Here is a 19,994-nt window from a genome sequence, read left to right as displayed (position 1 = left end):
ATACATCATGACCGACAGCAATCAACCCGGCTTGTTCGACTCTACCCCGCCCGATGGCGATGGCGACGGCAACGCCGCCATCACGCTGGCGCGCTACGCGGAGCAGGCCTATCTGGACTACGCGGTTTCCGTGGTGCGCGGCCGCGCCTTGCCCGACGTGGGCGACGGGCAGAAGCCCGTGCAGCGCCGCATCCTGTTCGCCATGCAGGCGATGGGACTGGCCGCCGGCGCCAAGCCCGTGAAGTCCGCGCGCGTCGTGGGCGACGTGCTGGGCAAGTACCACCCGCATGGCGACCAGGCCGCCTATGACGCCATGGTGCGCATGGCGCAGGATTTCTCGCTGCGTTATCCGCTGATCGACGGCCAGGGCAACTTCGGCTCGCGCGATGGCGACAACGCCGCCGCCATGCGATACACGGAAGCCCGCCTGACGCCCATCGCCAAGCTGTTGCTCGACGAGCTGGACGAGGGCACCGTGGATTTCGTGCCCAACTACGACGGCAGCCAGCAAGAGCCGCAGATGCTGCCGGCGCGCCTGCCCGTGATGCTGCTCAATGGCGCCTCGGGCATCGCGGTAGGCATGGCCACCGAGATTCCTTCGCACAACCTGCGGGAAGTGGCCCAGGCCTGCGTGGCGCTGATCAAGCAGCCGCAACTGCCGGATGCCGAGCTGCACGCGATGATTCCCGGCCCGGACTTTGCCGGCGGAGGCCAGATCATCACGCCGGCGGCGGACATCACCCAGATCTACCGCGTGGGCCGCGGGTCGCTGAAGGTGCGTGCGCGCTGGCAATTCGAGGAAATGGCGCGCGGCCAGTGGCAGCTTGTGGTTACCGAGCTGCCGCCCGGCACTTCCGGCCAGAAAGTGCTGGAAGAGATCGAGGAAATCACCAATCCCAAGGTCAAGACAGGCAAGAAGAGCCTGACGCCCGAGCAGACCCAGGCCAAGGCGGTCATGCTGAACCTGCTGGACGCCGTGCGCGACGAATCCGGCAAGGATGCGGCGGTGCGCCTGGTTTTCGAGCCGAAGACCTCGCGGGTGGACCGCGACGAGTTCGTCAATACGCTGCTGGCGCAGACCAGCATGGAAAGCAGCTCGTCCATCAACCTGGTGTGCATCGGCACCGATGGCCGTCCGCGCCAGAAGGGCCTGCGCGACATCCTGGTGGAGTGGCTGGCGTTCCGCACGAATACCGTGGTGCGCCGCACGCGCTTCCGCCTGGACAAGGTCACGGACCGCATCCATGTGCTGGAAGGCCGCATGCTGGTCTACCTGAACGTGGATGAAGTCATCCAGACCATCCGCGAATCCGACGAGCCCCGCGCCGCGCTGATGGAGCGCTTCAGCCTGTCCGAGCGCCAGGCCGAGGACATCCTGGAGATGCGCCTGCGCCAGCTGGCCCGCCTGGAAGGATTCAAGATCGAACAGGAACTGGCCGACAAGCGCAAGGATCAGATCAGCCTGCAAGAGCTGCTGGACAACCCCACGACGCTCAAGCGGCTCCTGATCAAGGAAATCGAGACCGACGCCAAGCAGTATGGCGACGACCGCCGCACGCTGATCGAGACGGCCGAGCGCGCCGTGCTGGAAACCAAGGTGCTGGACGAACCCGTCACCGTGGTGGTGTCGCAGAAGGGCTGGCTGCGGGCGCGCCAGGGCCATGGGCACGATGCCGCGCAATTCGGCTTCAAGCAGGGCGACGACCTGTACGGCGCCTTCGAGTGCCGCACCACCGACACGCTGATCGCCGTGGGCGACAACGGCCGGGTGTACTCGGTGCCGGTGGGCGGACTGCCGTCGGCGCGCGGCGATGGCCAGCCGGTCACCACCATGATCGACCTGGAATCGGGCACGCGCATCGTCCACACCATCGCGGCGTCGACCGACAGCCGCTGGCTGCTGGCCACGCGCGGCGGCTATGGCTTCGCGGCCAAGCTCTCCGACATGGTCAGCCGCCAGCGCGCGGGCAAGCAGTTCATCACCCTGGAAGAGGGCGACGAATTGCTGCGTCCGGTTCCGCTGTTCGACGGCGCCACGCAGCTGGCGCTGCTGTCGCAAAAGGGCAAGTTCCTGGTCTTCGGCCTGGATGAGGTCAAGTCGTTGTCCGGCGGCGGACGCGGCACGATCCTGATGGGGCTGGACGGCACCGACAAGCTGGACCAGACCGTGCCGATCGGCGCGCGCGGCCTGCGCGCCACGGGCATCTACCGCAACAAGCTCACCGAAGACATCCTGGTGGGCGAGGCGCTGGCGCTCTATGTCGGCAAGCGGGCGCGCAAGGGGCGGGCGCTGGACGTGCGGCCCAAGCAGCCGCTGCTGTCGCCGGTGCTGGCTTAACCCCCCCGCCGCGGGCGCCGGGCCATGGAACCGCGGGATTTGCCGCGCTGCCTGCCGAACGGCCCGGCCCGCGAACGGCTCGCGCAGGTGGATGCGCTGCGAGGCTTCGCGCTGTTCGGCATCCTGGTGGTCAACATCGGCGTGTTCGCTTCGCCGTTCTACGGCGCCGGCGTGCCCGACCCGGTGTACGCGCGGCCCCTGGACCTGACCGTGCGCTGGCTCATCGCCTGGCTGTTCGAGACCAAGTTCTACCTGCTGTTCTCCTTCCTGTTCGGCTATAGCTTCACGCTGCAGATGGCGGCGGCCGAACGCGGCCGTGCCGCCTTCGCGCCGCGCTTTCTGCGCAGGCTCGCCGGGCTGGCCGCGCTGGGCGTGGCGCACGCGGTGCTGTTCTACCAGGGCGACATCCTGGTCACGTATGCGCTGCTGGGCCTGGCGTTGCTGCTGTGCCGGCGCATGGATCCGAAGCGGGCGCTGCGCGGCGCGCTGTGGCTGATCGTGCTGACCGCGTCGGTGTGGGCGATCCTGGGGGCGCTGAGCTTCCTGGACCCGGTGCAGACCGGCTATGCGGCCCAGTACAAGGCCGATGCGCTCGCCTCCATCGAGGCCTACCGGGGCACCATTGGCACCACCATCGCGCAGCACGTCAAGGAGCTGACCGAGACCATCTGGTTCATGGTGCTGTTCGTGCAAGGCCCGTTCGTCTTTGCCATGTTCCTGGCCGGCTATGCGCTGGGGCGGCGCAACGCGCTGGCGGACCCCTGGCGGCAGCCGCGCGTGCTCTGGCTGCTGTGCGCGCTGGGGTTGCCGCCGGGACTGGCTGGTTCCGCGCTGTACGCCACCGCGTCCCTGCCTTGGGTGGGCGTTGCCTGGGAACTGCCGGGCCTGGCGGCGGATCTGCTGACCGCGCCCCTCCTGAGCATGTCTTACGCCGCGGCGTTCCTGTTGGCGCTGCGCACCGCGCCGGGCGCCCGTGCCGGCGCGTGGCTGGCGCCGGCGGGGCGGATGGCGCTGACGAACTACCTGATGCAGTCCGTCGTCTGCGCCTTTCTGTTCACAGCCTGGGGGCTGCGGCTGTTCGCCTCCGTGTCGCCGCTGGCCGCGTTCGGCATCGCGGTTGTCATCTTCGCGGCGCAGTTGCCGCTGTCGGCATGGTGGCTGCGCCACCATGCGTATGGTCCCGTGGAATGGTTCCTGCGCGCGCTGACCATCGGCGCCTGGCCGCCTTGGCGGCGCGCGCAGGCTGGCTGACTACGCGGCGTTGGGGCGCAGCCGGCCCGCGGGGGCGCCGCCGTCGCGCCGGCCCTGCCGCACCCACATGCCTGCAAGCAGCAGCAGCGCGGGCACGTAGAACCAAAAGTCCGACCAGCGCTGCGGATTGGGCGCTTTCACGTTCACCACGTCCCAGCCTTGCTCCCAGCCCGCGCGCTGTGCGCGGCTGCCAAAGCGCACGCCGCCAATCTGCGTCTGGTCGCCCAGGCTCATCAGGGTGAGTCCGGCCTCGGCCAGCCGCTTGCGGCCCGCATCGGGCGCATCCGCTCCCGATTCCAGCGCCGGCAGGGCGACAGCCACTGTCTTGGTCAGTTCATCGCCCTCCAGGTTGATGCCCCGCAGCACCACGGTCAGCCGGCCGTTGTCGGGCAGGGCGGCCGCGGTGGCCAGCATCTCGGAGGCCGGACGGTTCTCGTGGCCGGGCGCGAAATGGTCCATGAACCAGTCGGGCCGGAACAGCATGAACGTGACGAGCAGCAGCACCACGACTTCGGCCAGGGTGCAGCGCACCCGGAACCATTTCATGGTGGCCGCGGCGAAGGTCAGCGAAGCGAGCGTGGCGCCCGCCACCACCAGCGCCAGTTCCCAGCCGTAGTTCACGTCGATCAGCAGCAGCATCGGATTGAACACGAACATGAACGGCAGGATGGCCGTGCGCGCCGCGTAGGTGACGCCCTGGATGCCGGTCTTGATCGGGTCTTCGCCCGATATCGCGGCGGCCGCGAAGGTGGCCAGGCCCACCGGCGGCGTGATGTCGGCCATGATGCCGTAATAGAACACGAACATGTGCACGGCGATCAGCGGGATCACCAGGCCGTTCTGCGCACCCAGCTCCACCACGACGGGCGCCATCAGCGTGGCCATCAGGATGTAGTTGGCGGTGGTCGGCATGCCCAGTCCGAGGATCAGGCAGACCACCGCCGTGAAGATCAGCATCAGCAGCACGTTGCCCATCGACACGAGTTCGACGAAGGCGGTCATGCGCAGCCCCAGGCCGGTCAGCGTGATGGCGCCGACGATCAGCCCCGCGGTGCCGCAGGCGATGGCGATGCCTATCATGTTGCGCGCGCCGTCCTGCAGGCCGCCAATGGCGTCGCGCCATCCCTGGCGCCAGGCGGGCGCCGCCGGCTGCTTGCGGAACCACGCGATGAGCGGGCGCTGCGTGACCATCTGGAACAGCATCGCCATCGCCGCCCAGAACGCCGACAGGCCCGCGGAGAGCTCCTCGACGCTCAGGCACCAGACCAGGATGCCGATCGGGATCAGGAAGTACAGGCCGGCGCGCACCGTGGGCCAGGGCTGGGGGCGCACCGGGTGGTTGATGTCGATGTCCTGCGGCAGGTCCGGGTGGCGAGCGGCCACGCGCAAGAGCCACAGGTACAGGACGGCCAGCATGGCCAGCAGCACCCAGACCGCCGCGGCTCCGGCCAGCGCCTGGACGCCGGTCCCGATCCAGTACACCGCGCCCATCACGAGCAGCGTGCCGCTGATGCCCATGCCCCAGCCGGCCAGCTTCTGCAGCGGCGTGCGCGCGGGGCCGGAGGCCATCATGGGCTGGATGCCCAGCTTGAGCGCTTCCAGGTGGACGATGTAGAAGAGCGCGATGTACGAGATTGCGGCCGGCAGGATCGCGTGGCGGATGATGTCGGTGTAGGGGATGCCCACATACTCGATCATCAGGAACGCGGCGGCGCCCATGACGGGTGGCATGATCTGCCCGTTGACCGAGGACGCCGTTTCGATCGCGCCGGCGCGCACCCCGCCATAACCAGCCTTTTTCATGAGCGGAATCGTGAAGATGCCGCCCGTCACCACGTTGGCCACCGACGAAGCCGACACCAGGCCGTTGACGGCCGAGGACACGACGGCCACCTTGGCCGGCCCGCCGCGCAGGTGGCCCAGCAGCGCGAACGATACCTGCATCATGTAGTTGCCCGCGCCGCACTTGTCCAGCATCGACCCCAGCAGCACGAAGATGAAGATGTACGACACGGACACGCCCAGCGCGACGCCATACACGCCCTCCGTGGTCAGCCACATGTGGGACATCAGGCGCTCCAGCGATGCGCCGCGGTGCGCCAGCACGTCGGGCAGCCAGGGGCCCGCCAGCGCGTAGGCGACGAACACCAGGCCCAGTACGGTCATGGGCAGGCCGAGCGCGCGGCGCGTCACCTCCAGCAGCAGGGCCAGGCCGATGAGCGAGGTTGCCACGTCCATCGGCGTGGGCTGTCCGGGCCGCCCCGCCAGCTCGTTATAGAAGAGGTACAGATAGCTGCCGCAAAAGCCCGCGGTCAGGGCCAGCGCCCAGTCGTACCAGGGCATGCGGTCGCGGGCCGACCGCTTGCTGGCCGGATAGGCCAGGTAGCCGAGGAACATGGCGATGCCCAGGTGCAGGGCCCGCGCCTCGGTGTCATTGAAGATGCCCCAGTTCAGCGCGAAGGGCATCGGCGACGCGTACCAGAGTTGGAAGAAGGACCAGATCAGCGCGCCTGCGGCCAGCGTGGCGCCGGCGACGCCGCCGACGTCGCGGCCGCCGCGGTCAGCGTCGGCGACGAGCTGTTCCAGGTCCGAGGTCGGCGTGTGCGACTCTTTTGTCATGAAATTCCCCTGCGTGTCGTGGCGCGCGCCGGCTCGGCGGCGCGCGATGAGTCCTTGCGCGCATGGAACGCGCAAGGGGCGGCAGCCGCCGGGGGCAACAGGCTCCTAGCCTTTTGCCCCCGGCGCGCCGTCCTGGCGGGCCTTAGAGCAGGCCCTTTTCCTTGAAGTACTTCTCGGCGCCCGGATGCAGCGGCGCCGACAGGCCGTTCTTCACCATGTCGGCCGCCTTCAGGTTGGCGAAGGCGGGGTGCAGCTTCTTGAAGTCGTCAAAGTTGTCGAACACGGCCTTGACCACGGTGTAGACCGTGGCTTCGGGCACGTCGGCGGACGTGACGAAGGTGGCGGTGACGCCATAGGTCTTGGTTTCCGACGGATTGCCCGGATACAGCCCCGCGGGAATCGTGGCGTGGGCGTAGTAGGGATACTTTTCCACCAGCTTGTCCACGGCCGGGCCGGTCAGCGGCACGAGCTTGGCGCCGCAGCTGGTGGTGGGGTCCTGGATGTTGGCTGACGGGTGGCCGACACCATAGAAGAAGCCGTCGATCTTGCCGTCGCACAGCGCCGAGCCATGCTCATCGGGGCGCAGCTCGGAGGCCAGCGAGAAGTCCTTCAGCGTCCAGCCCATCGTGGCCAGCAGTTCTTCCATCGACGCGCGCGTGCCCGAACCCGGGTTGCCGACGTTGAACCGCTTGCCCTTGAGGTCTTCGAAGCCCTTGATGTTGGATTCCTTGCGCGCCACCACGGTGAACGGCTCGGGATGGATCGAGAAGACCGAGCGCAGCTTCGGATAGGCGCCCGCCTGCTTGAACTGGCCCTCGCCATTGAAGGCATTGAAGCCGACGTCGGATTGCACGACACCCAGGTCCAGCTCGCCGGCCTTGATGGTGTTGGCGTTGAAGACCGAGCCCCCGGTCGATTCGACCGAGCAGCGGATGCCATGGGACGCGCGGTCCTTGTTGACCAGGCGGCAGATGGCGCCGCCGGCGGCGTAGTAGACGCCGGTGACGCCGCCCGTGCCGATGCTGACGAACTTCTGTTGGGCGGAGGCGGGAGCCGGCGCCGTGGACAGCAATGCCGTGGCCAAGCCCGCCGCGGCGAGCGTCCAGGCATTGCGATGGCCCAAGGTGTGTTTGACGGACATGGTCATGCAAACTCCTTCTGGGGTTTTCCCCGTGATATTGCCGGTCTTTGCCGGCGGTTGGCAGCCCCGCGAGCCGCGGGTCGCCCTGTGCTGAATCATCACGTGCCCGCTGTCGGCGGGCGGTGCGCAGCCGTGGCGGATCCCCCCGCCACGGGCGCGGGCGGCGGCTAGCCGCCAGCCTGGGCAATACCGGCGTTGATGGCGCCGGCCAGCCGTTCTGTCAGTTGGTCGAGTTCGTCGTCGGAAATGATGAAAGGCGGAGCCAGCAGCACGTGGTCGCCCTGGCGGCCGTCGATGGTGCCGCCCATCGGGTAGACCATCAGGCCGCGCGTCATGGCTTCGCGCTTGATCCGCGCATGCAGCGCGAGGGCGGGATCGAAGGTCTGCTTGGTCGCCCGGTCCTGCACCAGTTCCACGCCCATGAACAGGCCGCGCCCGCGAATGTCGCCCACATGAGGATGGTTGCCCAGCGCCTGTTCCAGGCGCTGCCGCAGGCCTGCGCCCTGGATGCGCACGCGCTCCAGCAGGTTGTCGCGGCGGATCACGTCCTGAACCGCCAGCGATGCCGCGCAGGCGATGGCGTGGCCCAGGTAGGTGTGGCCATGCTGGAAAAAGCCGCTGCCTTGCTGCATGGCGTCCACGATGCGTTGCTGCGCCATCACCGCGCCGATGGGCTGATAGCCCCCGCCCAGGCCCTTGGCGATCGTGATCAGGTCGGGCGCGATGCCTTCCTGCTCCACGGCGTACAGGGTGCCGGTGCGGCCCATGCCGCACATGACTTCGTCGGCGATGAGCAGGACGCCGTGGCGGTCGCATACCTCGCGCACGCGGCGGAAATAGCCGGGCACCGCCGTGACGGCGCCGGACGTGGCGCCCACCACCGGCTCGGCTACGAAGGCCATCACGTTGTCGGGTCCCAGGCGCTCGAACGTCTGCTCGAGCTCTTGCGCCAGGCGTTCGCCGTATTGCTCGGCGCTTTCGTTGTCGCGCTGGTCGCGGTAGGCGTAGCAGGGCGAGACGTGCTCCACCTCGATCAGCAGCGGCGCGAACTGCGCGCGGCGCCAGGCATTGCCGCCCACCGCCAGCGCGCCCAGCGTGTTGCCGTGATAGCTCTGCCTGCGCGCGACGATGTGACGGCGCTGCGGCTGGCCGATTTCCACGAAATACTGCCGCGCCATCTTCAAGGCGGCTTCCACCGCTTCGGAGCCGCCTGACACGAAGTAGGCGTGCGAAGTGCCTGCCGGCGCATCGGCCACCAGCCGGTCGGCCAGCTGTTCGGCGACTTCGGTGGTGAAGAAGCTGGTGTGGGCATAGGCCAGCGCGTCGATCTGCGCATGCATGGCGGCCTGGATGTCCGGATGGTTGTGTCCCAGGCAGGACACCGCGGCGCCGCCGGAGCCGTCGATGTAGGCGCGGCCGGCGCTGTCGTGGATCCACACGCCCTGGCCGCGTACGGCGACGGGGGGCGTCTGGCGTAGAGAACGATGCAGGACGTGGGTCTGGCTCATGCTGGTGTTTCCGTGAAGCAAGGGTTGAAGATGAATGCGGGTCGGAGCGGATGGCCTCAGCCTGGCCGGCGCGGGCCGGCGCCGCTCCAGTAGACGTTGTCGGCGCGCAGGCGCTGTTCCACCTCGGTCAGGCGGTTCAGCACCTCATCGCCGCCGCGCGCGGTCAGGCGCGCGATCAGATGTTCGGCCAGCCCGAGCAGGCCCGCGGTGGTGTGAAAGAAGGATCCAGGTCCCTGGCGCGCAGGCCGCGCCTGTACGCCATCCCGGTCGGGGGGGGCAAAACGCAGCGTGTGGCGGGCGTCGACGGCAAGCGGCGACAGCGGGTCGTCGGTCAGCGCGATCAGCGCCACGCCGCGCTGGGCCGCCTGGCGTGCCAGTTGGACGGTGGCGGTCGGATAGGGCGCCTGCGAGATGACGATCAGCGCGTCGCCGGGCCCCAGGTTGTCGGCCTGTTCGGCGGGGGCGCCACCCATGCCGTCGATCAGGACGCTGTTGCGGCGCACCAGCTGGTATGCATAGCGCATCTGGAACGCAATGCCGAAGGCCGAACGCGTGCCCAGGAAGCCGACCTGGCGGGCTTCCAGCAGGGTCTGCACGGCCGCGTCGAAGGCGGCGGGCGGATTCAACGCGCAAACCGAGCCCATGGCCTGGATCTGATAGTCGGTCAGTACGTCATGCCCGGGTGCGGCGGATTCGCCCGCCGCGGCCTGCAGGGCGGCGGCGCGGTCGCGCAGCCCCGGTTGGCTTTGCCCGGCCAGCGCCTGCTGGAAGGGCTGGCGGAAATCCTCATAGCTCGCATACCCGACCGCGCGCGCCAGCCGCAGCATGGTGGCGGGCGCCACCCCCAGCGTCTGCGCCTGGCGCCGCATCGACCAAAGGCCCACTTCGGCGGGGTGCGCCACGACCCAGTGCGCCGCGCGCTGCAATTCGGGCGGCAGTTGCTCCAGTTTTTCCTGCAGGGTCAGGAGGAGGGCGGACGGCAGAGGCATGTCAGGCAATGAAACATGTAAAAAACAGATGATAAATAATCGTCCAATTAAAAAACATATGTTTTTTATAGGGGCTTCCCCCAATTACTACCGTCCCTTAATAACCAGCGTCCGCTGCCAAAACGTCAAGTCCAGACATAGTGCAGTCATCTTCTGCAAATTCGTGTTCATTTATTTACATCGTGCGGAAGGCTTTTTGTTTGACTCGAATAAGTCTGGCGCATATGATTCGTGTAGAAATGAATTTGACCGAACCGACTTCACCCATGACCGACACCGCGAAATCCGATCCTTCACAGCAGTACGACCTGCGCATTTTGCGAGCCCTGCGCCGCATCACGCGTTCGATCGCGCTGCATTCGCGCCAGTTGTCCGCGGTCAGCCATATCACCGCCCCGCAACTGATGTGCCTGCGTACGGTGATCTCCAATGGGCCAATGACGGCCACGGCCATCAGCCGGGAGATGCACGTCAGCCCCAGCACGGTGGTCGGCATCCTGGATCGCCTGGAAGACAAGGGCTTGATCCGCCGCGAGCGGGGCCGCGAAGACCGCCGCATCGTGTTTGTCACCGCCACGGACGCCGGGCGGGAGTTGGCGCAAGGCGCGCCGTCGCCGCTGCAAAAGCACCTGGCCGACGCGCTCAACGCCTTGCCGGAATTGGAACAGGCCACCATCACGCTGTCCCTGGAGCGCATCGTGGCGCTCATGGAACAGGACTGTCAGGCCGCTGTCGACACGCATGGCGACGTGTCGTCGCCCATCCTTGAAGTGCCCACGGGCGGGGCACCCCCAGAATCGGGAATCGTCGCATGAAGAAAAACGAACTGGATACCCCAACACTCTCAAGTGCCGTGGCGCCGGCGGTCAGCGCGCAGACCCATACCATGCGTCTGCCCGACCGCAAAGACGGCGCCGCCATCCACCGCCTCATTTCTGAGTGCCCGCCACTCGACCTGAATTCCCTCTACGCGTACCTGCTCCAGTGCGAGCACTTTCGCGACACCTGCGTCCTGGCCGAAAGCGCCGGAGGACGCATCAACGGTTTTATCTCCGCTTATGTGATCCCGGCCCGACCCGACGTACTGTTCGTCTGGCAGGTCGCGGTACACGCCCGCGCACGCGGCCATCGGTTGGGCCGCGCCATGCTCCGGGCGCTCTTGCAGCGCAAGGGACTCGAGCATGTCCGCTATCTTGAAACCACGGTGGGGCCTGACAACCAGGCATCGCGCCGAACCTTTGCCGGCCTTGCCGGCGAGGTGGGCGCCCACGTCTCCGAACAGCCGTTCTTCGACCGGCAACTCTTCGGCGGTGCGGACCATGACGACGAGATGTTGTTGAGGATAGGTCCGTTCGCCTTGCCGGCCCCATAGGGGCGGCGCCGGCCTGACGGTCTTATCGAATACCGGGATGGTTACACCTATCCGGATGCGCATTCCGCACCCGGAGGGACGCTGGCCGTCTGTCAACTTATGAGATGAAAGGGAGGATTAATCATATGGACTTGAAAATCTTTGACCGTATGGAGTCGGAAGTGCGGGGCTACATCCGGTCGTTTCCCGTGATATTCAACCTGGCCCGGGGCTCGACCCTCATTGATGAGGAGGGCACCGAGTACATCGACTTCTTCAGCGGCGCAGGCACGCTGAACTATGGTCACAACAATCCTGTTCTCAAGGAAAAGCTGCTGGAGTATGTACAGTCGGACGGCGTCGTCCATGGACTGGACATGGCCACCAGCGCGAAGAAGCGTTTCCTGGAGACGGTGGATCGCGTGCTGCTCAAGCCGCGCAACTGGCAGTACACGCTGCAGTTCACGGGCCCGACCGGCACCAATGCCGTCGAAGCCGCGTTGAAGATCGCGCGGCAGGTGAAGGGGCGTCCCAACGTCATTTCCTTCACGCACGGCTTTCATGGCGTGAGCGGCGGCTCGCTTGCCGCGACCGCCAACATGAAGTTCCGCGATGCCGCCGGCTACGCGCTGGGCAATACGACGTTCATGCCGTACGACGGCTACTTCGGTCCGGACGTGGACACCATGTCCTATCTGGAACGCATGCTGGAGGACCCCAGCAGCGGCATGGACAAGCCGGCTGCCGTCATCGTGGAAACGGTGCAGGGCGAAGGCGGCGTCAACGTCGCCACGCTGCGCTGGCTCAAAGAGCTGGAAAAGCTGTGCAAGCGCCACGACATGCTGCTGATCGTCGACGACATCCAGGTTGGCTGCGGCCGCACGGGTACGTTCTTCAGCTTCGAGACCGCCGGCATCCGCCCGGACATCATCACGCTGTCGAAGTCGCTGTCCGGCTTTGGCCTGCCCATGTCGCTGGTGCTGATGAAGCCCGAACTGGACATCTGGAAGCCCGGCGCCCACAGCGGCACCTTCCGCGGCAACAACCTGGCTTTCGTCACCGCGACCCAGGCGCTGGAAACCTACTGGACCAATACGGCCTTCACCGCCGAGATCCAGCGCAAGGAGCGCCTGGTGGGAGATTGGCTGGAGAACCTGGTGCACAGCTATCCCAACGCCGGCCTGTCGGCGCGGGGCCGCGGCCTGATCCAGGGGCTGGTGGCCAACACCACGCCGGCGCTGGCCAACCGTATCTCCCAGTGCGCCTTCAAGAAGGGCGTCGTGATCGAAACCTCGGGCGCGCATGACGAAGTGCTCAAGCTCTTGCCCGCGCTGACGATCGAGGAAGACCTGCTGGCCAAGGGCCTGGATCTGATCGAGGCCAGCGTGGCCGAAGCGCTGGCCGATGAGGGGCAGTCCGCCCGCATCCTGAAATTTGGAGGAAAACGTCAATGATCGTACGCAATGTCAAAGATGTGATCGGCACCGCCGACGAAGTCCGCACCGACACCTGGGTCAGCCGCCGCGTGCTGCTGAAGAAGGACGGCATGGGCTTCTCCTTTCACGAGACCACCATTTTTCCCGGCGGCCGCACCCACATCCACTACAAGAACCATCTTGAAGCGGTGTGGTGCATCGAAGGCGACGGATCGATCGAGACCATCGCTGACGGCAAGAAATATGACCTGGGCCCCGGCGTGGTTTACGCCCTGAACGAGCACGACGAGCATTGGCTGTGCGGTGGCAAGGAGCCGCTGCGCGTCATCTGCGTCTTCAATCCGCCGTTGACCGGCCAGGAAGTGCACGACAAAGAAGGCGTCTACGCCTTGCCTGAAGCCGTCGCGGCTTGAATCAAGGAGGTTCGCATGATCTCACCTGCACAGGATCCGTACGCATCCCGTACGGATCGAAGTTCCGCCATCATCTCCCGCCAGGATCCGGTGGTCTACGAGGACGGCGAGTACGCCGGCGCCTTGAGCGGCGAGCAAGTCGGACAATATGAGCGAGACGGGTTTCTCCTGCTCGAGAACCTGTTCTCGGAAGCCGAGATCCGCGCGCTGTCGGCCGAGGTCGAGCGCATGACGCGCGATCCGTCGATCATCCGGCGCGAAGAGTCCATCACCGAGCCAGGCAGCAACGCCGTGCGGTCCATCTTCATGGTGCATGTGCTCAATCCCATGATGGCGCGCCTGGTGCGCGATCCCCGGCTGGTCAACGTGGCGCGCCAGATCCTCGGTTCCGAGGTGTACATCCATCAGTCGCGCGCCAACATGAAGCCGGGCTTCAAGGGCAAGGAGTTCTATTGGCACTCCGACTTCGAGACCTGGCATGTCGAGGACGGCATGCCCTCGATGCGCGCGCTCAGCTGCTCGGTGCTGCTGACCGACAACAACGAATGCAATGGCCCCCTGATGCTGGTTCCAGGATCGCACCGGCAGTTCATCTCGTGCGTCGGCGAAACCCCGAACGAGCATTACAAGCAGTCGCTGAAGAAGCAGGAGTACGGCGTGCCGGATCCGGTCAGCCTGCAGCTGCTGGTGGAGCAGGGCGGCATCCGTTCCATGACCGCCAAGGCCGGTTCGGTGGTGTTCTTCGACTGCAACACGATGCACGGTTCGAACAGCAATATCTCGCCGTGGCCGCGCGCCAATGTCTTCATGGTCTACAACAGCATGGAGAACACCTTGAGCCCGCCCAAGTACGGGCTGACGCCGCGTCCCGAACACATCGCGACGCGCAAGGGCTTCAAGGCGGTCACACCGCTGGACGCCTTGAAGCTGGTTGGCGGTTAAGGCAGCAAGCCATCCAGATCGAGCCCGGGCAAGTCCCGGGCTTTTTGCTGCCCTTAGCGTGCGCGGCGTGGGGGCAAGTTCCGCCGCCGGGCCGCCCCAAGGTGGAACAGCCCCCTCGGGGGGCAGCAAGCACGCACAGCGTGCGCGGCGTGGGGGCCATATTTCTTGTATTCTCTTCGGCTCGTAACGTTGAGCCTCCGCTGCCATGTCCGCCCGTATCCTCAGCCTGCATATCTATCCCGTCAAATCCTGCGCGGGTATCGACCTGACCGAATCGCCCATCGACCGCGCCGGCCTGGCCCATGACCGCCGCTGGATGGTGGTCGGCGCCGACGGCCAGTTCATGACCCAACGCCAATGGCCGGCCATGGCGCTGATCCGCACGGCGCTCACCGCCGACGCGCTGCGCCTGTCCGCGCCCGGCATGGCGGACCTGGATGTACCCCTGGATGGAACGGAACTGGAGCCGGGGGCGGAAACCGTGGCGGTATGGAGCGACACCATTTCCGCCCGGCGCGAAAGCGCGGGCGCGGGGCAATGGCTATCCGAATTCCTCAAGACGCCGTGCCGGCTGCTCAAGGTGGATGCCGCCGCGCAACGCACCGCCAAACCCGACTGGGTTTCGCGGTGGACCGACGCGCATCCCGACCTGTCGGACGCCTTCGTGGGGGATCACTACTTCGGCTTTGCCGACGGCTTTCCGCTGCTGGTGGCCAACCAGGCATCGCTGGACGACCTGAACGCCCGCCTGCAGGCCAAGGGCGCGGCGCCGGTGCCGATGGACCGGTTTCGCCCCAACATCGTGGTCCAGGGCGAATGGGAGCCTTTCGAGGAAGACCATACCGCCATGATCACCGCGGCGGAGGTGCGAATGGCTTTCGTGAAACCTTGCACCCGTTGTTCGATTCCCGATATCGACCAGCGCACCGCGCGACAATATGACGAACCGGGGCGCACGCTGGCGGGCTATCGCAACCTGGAGATCGGCGTGGTGTTCGGCCAGAACGCCATCCTGGACGCCCCGACGGGGGCGCGGTTGAAGGTGGGCGACGCGGTCGAGATCGAACTGGATTTCTGACCCGCCGCCCGTTCACGCCTTACGCCGTGGACAACTTCAGGCCGACCAGGCCCAGCACGATGAGGGCGACGCTGGCGATGCGCATCCAACTGGTCGATTCGCCGAACAGCATGATGCCCGCGACGAAGGCGCCGATCGTGCCGATGCCCACCCACACGGCGTAGGCGGTGCCCAGGGGAAGGGTTTTCATGGCGATGGCCAGCAGCCAGAAGCTGATGATCATGCCGCCCACGGTAATGAGGGACGGCCACAGGCGGGTGAACCCGTTGGTGTATTTCAGGCCGACGGCCCAGACGATTTCAAACAGGCCAGCCAGTACCAGGATGATCCAGGTCATGCACGACTCCTATGCTTGCGTTGCCGGCGTGGCGCCGGCACATATAGGGGTCGTCCCCGGAGAAACCGCCCAGCCTTTTGACTGCGCGCAGCAACGGGCCGTCCCATCGCGGCAAAAATTATAGAATACCGGCTTTCGACGGCAAAACCGGGTGCCGGGCATCAACTCTTGCAACACTTCGCGTTCCGGGCCGCGAAACCAGGAAATTTTTTTATGCAACGCATCATGCTGCGGGCAAAGCTGCACCGCGTCACGGTCACCGAAGCCGACCTCCACTACGAGGGATCTTGCGGCATCGACGAAGACCTGCTGGACGCTGCCGGCATGCGCGAGTTCGAACGCATCGAGCTCTACAACGTCACCAATGGCGAACGTTTCGACACCTATATCATCAAGGCGGCCCGCGGCAGCGGCGCCATCTCCTTGAACGGCGCGGCGGCGCGCCGGGCCCAGGTGGGCGATCTGCTGATCATCTGCACGTATGGCCCGATGTCCGAAGCCGATTCGGCCACGCACAAGCCGCAAGTGGTGCTGGTGGACGATGCGAACCGCGTCAAGGAAATCCGCAAGTTCCCGGCTTGACGCCGGGCCGGGCGGAGCGCCTTTCCGGCCGTGCCGGATAGCGCTCCGTCAACTCTGAACCGTTTCATCATGAGCTTCCAGGTCACCATCCAACCCAGCAAGCATCAATTCCCGGTCGAGGCCGGCCAGACCGTGCTCGACGCCGCCCTGGCGGCAGGCATCGTGCTGCCCTACAGCTGTCGCAACGGCGCGTGCTCCACCTGCAAGGGCAAAGTGGTGTCCGGGGAGTTCGACGCCGGCCAGTATCCCGCGCAGATACTCTCGCCCGAAGAGCTGGCCGACGGCTATACCCTGTTTTGCCAGGCGCGGCCCGAGTCCGATCTGGTGGTCGAATCCACCGAGGTCCGGCTGGCCAGCGATATCCAGATCCGCAAGCTGCCGTCGCGCGTGCAGACACTGGAACGCGTGGCGCCGGACGTCACGGTGCTCAAGCTGCAACTGCCCGCATCCGAGCAGTTCCGCTACTACGCGGGGCAATACATTGAAGTCATCCTGAAGGATGGCCGCCGCCGCAGCTATTCCATGGCGGGCGCGCCCCATACCGGCAGCCCGCTGGAACTGCACATCCGCCACATGCCCGGTGGCCTGTTCACCGACCATGTCTTCGGCGCCGGCGACACGCAGATGAAAGAGCGCGAGATCCTGCGCCTGGAAGGGCCGTTCGGCTCCTTCTTCCTGCGTGAAGACAGCGACAAGCCCATCGTGCTGCTTGCCAGCGGCACGGGCTTCGCCCCGGTCAAGGCGATCGTGGAGCACATGATCCACAAGAACATCGCGCGCCCGGTCACGCTCTATTGGGGCGGCCGCCGTCCGCAAGACCTCTACATGGACGCCCTGGCGCAATCCTGGTCCGGCCTGCTGCCGAATTTCAGCTACGTGCCCGTGGTGTCCAATGCCGTGCAGGAAGACGGCTGGACCGGCCGCAGCGGCTTTGTCCACGAAGCCGTCATGAATGACATCGCCGATCTCTCGGGTTATCAGGTCTATGCCTGCGGCACGCCGCTGATGGTGGACGCGGCACGGCGCGAGTTCAGCACGCAGAACGGCCTGCCGCCAGAAGAGTTCTACGCGGACGCGTTCACGTCCGAAGCCGACCTGGCGAAAGCCGCGTCGTAAGTAACATGAGATGAGCGGAAGGGGCGGAACCCATGAACCTGAAAAGGTCTGTGACTTCCGCCCCTTTTTATTACTTAGGCGGCGGCAAAGCGGCGGGGTAAACTGCTTTGGCGGCGGCTTGCCAGGGGGCGCGGACATCGGGTTCGCGAACGGAACTGGTACGCAAGGAGCGATGCGGGCATGAAAGTAGCGGTATTGGGTAGCGGCATTATCGGCATCTCCAGCGCCTGGTGGCTAAGCCAGGCGGGCCACGACGTTGTGGTGATAGATCGCTGCACCGGTCCCGCACAGGAAACCAGCCTGGCCAATGGCGCGCAGATTTCCGTGTCCTATGCCGAACCCTGGGCCAACCCGCAAGCGCCGCTCAAGCTGCTGAAATGGATGTTCCGGGACGATGCTCCGCTGCTGTTCCGTCCTCAGCTGGACTGGCGGCAATGGATGTGGGGCCTGGCGTTCCTGCGCGAGTGCCTGCCCGGCCGCCTTGCTCCGAACATCCGCGCCATGGTCCGCATGGCTGAGTACAGCCGCAGCACCTTGCGCGGCATGCGCTCGGAGCTGGGCATCCAGTATGACCACCTCGAACGCGGCATCCTGAATTTCTACCGCGATCCCCATGAATTCGAAAACTCGCAGCGCGCAGCCGGCCTGATGCGAGATTTCGGCGTCGAGCGCCGCGTGGTCTCCACCGACGAAGTCATCGCGATCGAACCGGCGCTGGCGCCGCATCGCGGCACCATCGTCGGGGGCGACTACACGCCCGAGGACGAAAGTGGGGACGTGCACCTGTTTACGGTGGCGCTGGCCGAGCATTGCGTCCGCGCGGGCGTCGAGTTCCGCTACAGCACGCGCGCGACGCGCCTGCTGACCACGGGCGGCGCCGTGCAGGGCGTGGAACTCATCCAGCCCGACGGCCAGTACACGTCCTTGGCGGCCGACGCCTATGTCGTGGCGATGGGCAGTTTCAGCCCCGCGCTGCTGCGTCCCCTGGGCATTCCGTGCAACGTCTATCCAGCCAAGGGATATTCGGCGACGTATCCGGTCTTGAATCCGGATCTGACGCCGACGGTCAGCCTGACGGACAGCAGCCACAAAATTGTCTTCTCGCGCCTGGGCGACCGGCTGCGCATGGCCGGCACCGCGGAACTGTCCGGCTATTCCCGCGGTCTGAACACCGGCCGCTGCGAAGCCCTGACTCGCCTGGCGCGAGAGCTCTTTCCCGACGCGCTCGATTTCGGACGCGTCAGCTATTGGGCGGGCTTGCGCCCGTCCACCCCCTCGAACGTGCCCATCATTGGCCGCAGCCGTATCCCCAATTTGTATATCAATACAGGACACGGTACGCTAGGCTGGACGATGGGTGTTGGCTCGGGCCGGGCATTGGCCGATCTGCTCAGTGGACGGCGGCCAGAACCGGAATTCCCTTTTCTTGGTCTGTGAACCTATGAAGAAACTGCAATTGGCGGGCGTTGCCCGCGCGATGTTCGCCAGCCGGCGCGCATGGGTATTTGGCGCTGCCATGGCGATGGCCGGCGCGGCGAATGCCGCCGCCGTCGAGATACAGGTCTGGCACACGCTGTCCGACGCAAACAAGGCAGAGTTTGAAAAGCTCGCCAAGCAATACAACAAGGAACAGGACGACGTCCGTGTGACGCTGCGCGGCTTTGCGTCGTCGTCCGCCCTCGAGCAGGAGGCCGTGTCCGCGGTCAAGGCCAAGAAAGGCCCCAACCTGCTGCAACTGAACGACAATCACTCGCCCGAGGTCGTGGCCCAGCACAAGGCGGTGCTTCCGCTGTACGAATTGCTGGCCAAGTACCCGATCAAGGACCTGAACTGGTTCATCCCCGCCACCAGCAGCTTCACGCGCGACAGCAAGGGCCGTCTGCTGGCCTTCCCCTGGATGGCTGAAGTGCCGGTGATGTTCTACAACACCGCCGCCTACAAGAAGGCCGGGCTGGATCCCAACAAGCCTGCCCGCACCTGGGTTGGCCTGCAGGCCGAACTGCTCAAGCTGCGCGACGTGGCCGATATTGACTGCCCCTACGCCTCCAGCGATCAGGTCGCGGTCCACCTTGAGAACCTGGCCCCGATCAACAATCAGCTGTTCACCAGCAACAACAACGGCCTGGATGCCGTCGGCAAGAAGTCTGCCGCGCCCGCCATGCAGTTCGACACGCTCTACATGCGCCATATCTCGCTGATGGTGAGCTGGAAGCGTTCGCTGCTGTTCATGGCGTACTCGGGCGACAACGCCAGCGACAAGCTGTTCGCCAAGGGCGAATGCGCGGTGCTGACGGCCAACTCCGGCGCGTTTGGCCAGTTCCTGGCCACCAAGTCGCTGTCCTTCGGCGTGGCGCCCCTGCCTTACTACGACCAGGCCACCAAGGAAGGCGGCAAGCCGTTCGTAAGCGGTTCGGCCTTGTGGGCGCTTGATGGCCATCCCCAAGCCCAGGAAAAGGCCACCGCGCAATTCCTGGCCTGGCTGTCCAAGCCGGTCGTCGCCGCCGAATGGCATCAGCGCACCGGCTATCTGCCGCTGACCGAGGCCGCTTTCCGCGCGTCCGACGTGTCGTTCTACAGCCGCATCCCGGGCGCCCAGACGCTGATCGCGTCGATGAGCGCCAAGCCTGTGGCCAACAGCCGCGGTTTCCGGATGGCCAACTACGAGCGCATCGAGCCCGTGCTGAACAAGGAACTCACCGATGCCTTCGAAGGCAAGGTGCCGCCGGTCGCGGCCCTGAACAACGCCGCCTCGCAGGCGCGCAGCATCGCGGCCCAACCGCAACGCTGATCGTCACGGAATGACGCGGCGCCGCTGACGCGCAACGCCGCGCTCTCCGTCGAATGGCCCGGTCTTCGGACCGGGCTTTTTATCGTCTGGCGGTCCCGTACAGGC

General features: G+C 66.0%; 17 protein-coding genes. 12 read left to right on the top strand and 5 right to left on the bottom strand.

The annotated features are described in order from the left end of the window. Window positions 1-7 precede the first annotated feature (7 nt). The gene (gene parC / locus HLG70_RS12770) at window positions 8-2,338 is read left to right on the top strand and encodes a DNA topoisomerase IV subunit A (protein WP_171664031.1); all 2,331 of its coding nucleotides are present in this window, start codon (window positions 8-10) and stop codon (window positions 2,336-2,338) included. Between the two features lie 24 nt (window positions 2,339-2,362). Next, on the top strand, window positions 2,363-3,589 hold the full coding sequence (locus tag HLG70_RS12765; RefSeq protein ID WP_171664032.1) for a DUF418 domain-containing protein: 1,227 nt from the start codon (window positions 2,363-2,365) through the stop codon (window positions 3,587-3,589). On the opposite strand, the gene HLG70_RS12760 is transcribed toward HLG70_RS12765, so the two are convergent. From HLG70_RS12760 to HLG70_RS12745, 4 genes are all read right to left on the bottom strand, one after another. Then, window positions 3,590-6,208: a TRAP transporter permease gene (locus HLG70_RS12760; RefSeq protein ID WP_171664033.1), complete on the bottom strand. Its 2,619-nt coding sequence runs from the start codon at window positions 6,206-6,208 to the stop codon at window positions 3,590-3,592. It lies immediately after the preceding gene. 142 nt (window positions 6,209-6,350) lie between these two features. After that, window positions 6,351-7,355 (bottom strand): TAXI family TRAP transporter solute-binding subunit, encoded by a 1,005-nt coding sequence (locus HLG70_RS12755; protein WP_171664034.1) that lies wholly within the window; start codon window positions 7,353-7,355, stop codon window positions 6,351-6,353. 161 nt (window positions 7,356-7,516) lie between these two features. Continuing rightward, the gene (locus HLG70_RS12750; RefSeq protein ID WP_171664035.1) at window positions 7,517-8,857 is read right to left on the bottom strand and encodes an aspartate aminotransferase family protein; all 1,341 of its coding nucleotides are present in this window, start codon (window positions 8,855-8,857) and stop codon (window positions 7,517-7,519) included. A gap of 56 nt (window positions 8,858-8,913) precedes the next feature. Further along, window positions 8,914-9,846, bottom strand: a complete 933-nt coding sequence (locus tag HLG70_RS12745; RefSeq protein ID WP_171664036.1) for a MurR/RpiR family transcriptional regulator — start codon at window positions 9,844-9,846, stop codon at window positions 8,914-8,916. Window positions 9,847-10,112: 266 nt separating this feature from the next. Between HLG70_RS12745 and HLG70_RS12740 the strand changes: the two genes are divergently transcribed. The 6 genes from HLG70_RS12740 to HLG70_RS12715 all read left to right on the top strand — a co-directional run bounded on the left by HLG70_RS12740 (window position 10,113) and on the right by HLG70_RS12715 (window position 15,066). Then, complete coding sequence (locus HLG70_RS12740; RefSeq protein WP_171664114.1) at window positions 10,113-10,661, top strand: MarR family winged helix-turn-helix transcriptional regulator; 549 nt, start codon at window positions 10,113-10,115, stop codon at window positions 10,659-10,661. Next, window positions 10,658-11,218, top strand: coding sequence for a diaminobutyrate acetyltransferase (gene ectA, locus HLG70_RS12735; RefSeq protein ID WP_171664037.1), 561 nt, complete (start codon window positions 10,658-10,660; stop codon window positions 11,216-11,218). Before HLG70_RS12740 ends, ectA begins: the two co-directional genes overlap by 4 nt. Window positions 11,219-11,343: 125 nt before the next feature. After that, window positions 11,344-12,651 carry a diaminobutyrate--2-oxoglutarate transaminase gene (gene ectB, locus HLG70_RS12730; RefSeq protein WP_171664038.1) on the top strand — a complete coding sequence of 436 codons (1,308 nt, stop codon included), beginning with the start codon at window positions 11,344-11,346 and terminating at the stop codon, window positions 12,649-12,651. Further along, window positions 12,648-13,046 carry an ectoine synthase gene (locus HLG70_RS12725; protein ID WP_171664039.1) on the top strand — a complete coding sequence of 133 codons (399 nt, stop codon included), beginning with the start codon at window positions 12,648-12,650 and terminating at the stop codon, window positions 13,044-13,046. The genes ectB and HLG70_RS12725 overlap by 4 nt, the downstream gene beginning before the upstream one ends. A 15-nt stretch (window positions 13,047-13,061) precedes the next feature. Beyond that, window positions 13,062-13,988 (top strand): ectoine hydroxylase, encoded by a 927-nt coding sequence (gene thpD, locus HLG70_RS12720; RefSeq protein WP_171664040.1) that lies wholly within the window; start codon window positions 13,062-13,064, stop codon window positions 13,986-13,988. 205 nt (window positions 13,989-14,193) lie between these two features. Next, window positions 14,194-15,066 (top strand): MOSC domain-containing protein, encoded by an 873-nt coding sequence (locus HLG70_RS12715; RefSeq protein ID WP_171664041.1) that lies wholly within the window; start codon window positions 14,194-14,196, stop codon window positions 15,064-15,066. A 19-nt stretch (window positions 15,067-15,085) separates the two neighbouring features. Here HLG70_RS12715 and sugE read toward each other — a convergent pair whose 3' ends face one another. Continuing rightward, window positions 15,086-15,403: a quaternary ammonium compound efflux SMR transporter SugE gene (gene sugE / locus HLG70_RS12710; RefSeq protein WP_171664042.1), complete on the bottom strand. Its 318-nt coding sequence runs from the start codon at window positions 15,401-15,403 to the stop codon at window positions 15,086-15,088. A 213-nt stretch (window positions 15,404-15,616) separates the two neighbouring features. Between sugE and panD the strand changes: the two genes are divergently transcribed. The 4 genes from panD (at window position 15,617) to HLG70_RS12690 (ending at window position 19,889) form a co-directional block, all read left to right on the top strand. Then, window positions 15,617-15,985, top strand: coding sequence for an aspartate 1-decarboxylase (gene panD / locus HLG70_RS12705; protein ID WP_006224022.1), 369 nt, complete (start codon window positions 15,617-15,619; stop codon window positions 15,983-15,985). Between the two features lie 69 nt (window positions 15,986-16,054). Next, complete coding sequence (locus HLG70_RS12700) at window positions 16,055-17,101, top strand: CDP-6-deoxy-delta-3,4-glucoseen reductase (protein WP_171664043.1); 1,047 nt, start codon at window positions 16,055-16,057, stop codon at window positions 17,099-17,101. Window positions 17,102-17,281: 180 nt separating this feature from the next. Beyond that, window positions 17,282-18,538, top strand: a complete 1,257-nt coding sequence (locus HLG70_RS12695; RefSeq protein ID WP_171664044.1) for a D-amino acid dehydrogenase — start codon at window positions 17,282-17,284, stop codon at window positions 18,536-18,538. A gap of 4 nt (window positions 18,539-18,542) precedes the next feature. Beyond that, entirely contained in the window at window positions 18,543-19,889 is a 1,347-nt protein-coding gene (locus tag HLG70_RS12690; protein WP_171664045.1) for an extracellular solute-binding protein, read from the top strand. The last annotated feature ends 105 nt before the right edge of the window (window positions 19,890-19,994 follow it).

It is taken from the genome of Achromobacter deleyi (assembly GCF_013116765.2).
GTDB lineage: Bacteria > Pseudomonadota > Gammaproteobacteria > Burkholderiales > Burkholderiaceae_B > Achromobacter > Achromobacter deleyi_A.
The sequence above is the reverse complement of the archived record's forward strand: the minus strand, read 5'-3'. Positions and strand labels throughout refer to the sequence as shown.